The organism is Pseudomonadales bacterium (genome assembly GCA_013215025.1).
Taxonomy (GTDB): Bacteria; Pseudomonadota; Gammaproteobacteria; order Pseudomonadales; family DT-91; genus DT-91.
In genome coordinates this window covers 1-1,779 of the sequence record JABSRR010000321.1, presented here as the reverse complement: position 1 = coordinate 1,779, position 1,779 = coordinate 1, and the positions used below count along the sequence as shown (strand labels likewise).

Below are 1,779 nucleotides of genomic sequence, written 5' to 3'. Positions count from 1 at the left end.
CCCCAATTTTTTTCTTACACTAAGCTGAGGCTAAGCTTGAAGATAGGGCTGGGGACAGGGCTAAGGATAAAGCTAAGATAAGCTTTCGTTTCGACTCAGCCAGGCATTAGCCTGTATTCAGGATTCGCATGTTAAGGGGAAAGGAGAATTAAAAAAGCTTTAACTTTGTCATGTTTTTGAACGATTTAGCGCTTATTTTTAACTTTAGTTGATAATTTTTTTGCATAACAAAGCTTTGTTGTCTATTTTGTAAGTCGATTGTCTTATCTGAAAGGGATTTTTTCATGTTACACAATAAAGCCACATTAATTGCCGGTGCTAGTTTAGGACTAAGTGCCTTATTCACTGTGCCAGCAATTGCCTATGACAAAGCGCCGTATAAAAGTCTTTATTTGGCACCTTCGGTGGGTTACCACTTTTTTGAGAACACACGCGAGTTCGAAGATAACGGTGGTTTCTCAATTGATGATGAGGTCAACCTAGGTCTTGGCTTTGGTTATCATTTTAACCCTAACTGGGCGGTTGAAGTGAACTACTCAGAAACGGATACCGAAGTTGAAGATGTAGATAACGATTTACGTGTGCAGCAGCTGAAGCTAGACGGTTTTTATCACTTCGACAATTTTGCCGATAATATGGGTTTTTATATTCCATTTGGTATTGGTGAGCAAAAATACAATCCTGATATTGGCGATAGCCAAGATGAAACTTCCGTTAATGTGGGTGTTGGCTATCGCTATATGCCATTTGATCATGTGTATTTTCGCACTGATTTTCGTGCCGTTTACGGTGACGAAGATAATACCGTTGATGGTATAGCCAATTTAGGCATCGTATTCTTGTTTGCCTCATCGCCTGCTGAAAAACAATACACGGCCTTGGTTTCTGACGACGACCGTGATGGTGTAGAAAATCAAAACGATCAATGCCCTAACTCGGCCGAGGGTGTAGCTGTTGACGACAAAGGCTGTGAGATTCTGTTTGATAGTGATCAAGACGGCGTTATCGATAAAGAAGATAGCTGTGCCGATACTCCAGCGGGTGCTGCAGTCGATGCCAAGGGTTGTCCAGTTGATTCTGACGAAGACGGTGTTGCAGATTACATGGATAAATGTGAAAAAACTGCGAAAGGCGTGACGGTTGATGAGGGTGGCTGCCCGATCAAAGAAGATCGTCAGTTTAATTTGAATGTCACATTTGAAAATGCCTCAAATCAAATTAAAGCAGGCTCTTACAGCAAAATTGACGAGCTTGGTCAAATCATGAATTATCATAAAGACTTGAGTCTTACCATTTATGGTTATACCGATAGTTCAGGCCCTGCGGCGTTTAACCAGCAGTTGTCAGAGAAGCGAGCTGAATCAGTTAAGCAGGCAATTGTTTCACGCCATAATATTGATCCAGCGCGGATTACTGCAGTGGGTAAAGGTGAAGCCGATCCTGTGGCAGATAACAGCACCGCGGCAGGTCGTGCTCAGAACCGACGCGTTGTGGCAGATCTTGCTTATTAAAATATAAAAATCACGCTGATTTATGTGATTAAACCGCGCTGTATAGCGCGGTTTTTTTATGCGCGATATATAACGAAACAAGTGTGCTTGACTGGATGGCCTAGCTGGCCAGTTGATCTGCAAACTGCAACTTCGCTAAGCGTTGATACAGTGAGCTATTGGCTAATAACTGTTGATGTTTGCCACACTCCACAATTTTGCCATGCTGCATTACGGCAATCATATCGGCATGCTCGATGGTGCTTAAGCGGTGCGCAATAATCAAAGT

Annotated in this window: 2 protein-coding genes; one reads left to right on the top strand and one right to left on the bottom strand. The window is 42.6% G+C overall.

The features are described from left to right. Positions 1-284: 284 nt before the first annotated feature. On the top strand, positions 285-1,511 hold the full coding sequence (locus tag HRU21_13315; GenBank protein NRA43262.1) for an OmpA family protein: 1,227 nt from the start codon (positions 285-287) through the stop codon (positions 1,509-1,511). Positions 1,512-1,611: 100 nt separating this feature from the next. Here HRU21_13315 and HRU21_13310 read toward each other — a convergent pair. Next, positions 1,612-1,779, bottom strand: a 168-nt coding sequence (locus HRU21_13310; GenBank protein ID NRA43261.1) for a hypothetical protein, incomplete at its 5' end; no start/stop codon positions are given.

Coding starts and splice junctions, on each gene's coding strand:
- HRU21_13315 (NRA43262.1), top strand. CDS start 285: ATGTTACACAATAAAGCCACATTAATTGCCGGTGCTAGTTTAGGACTA.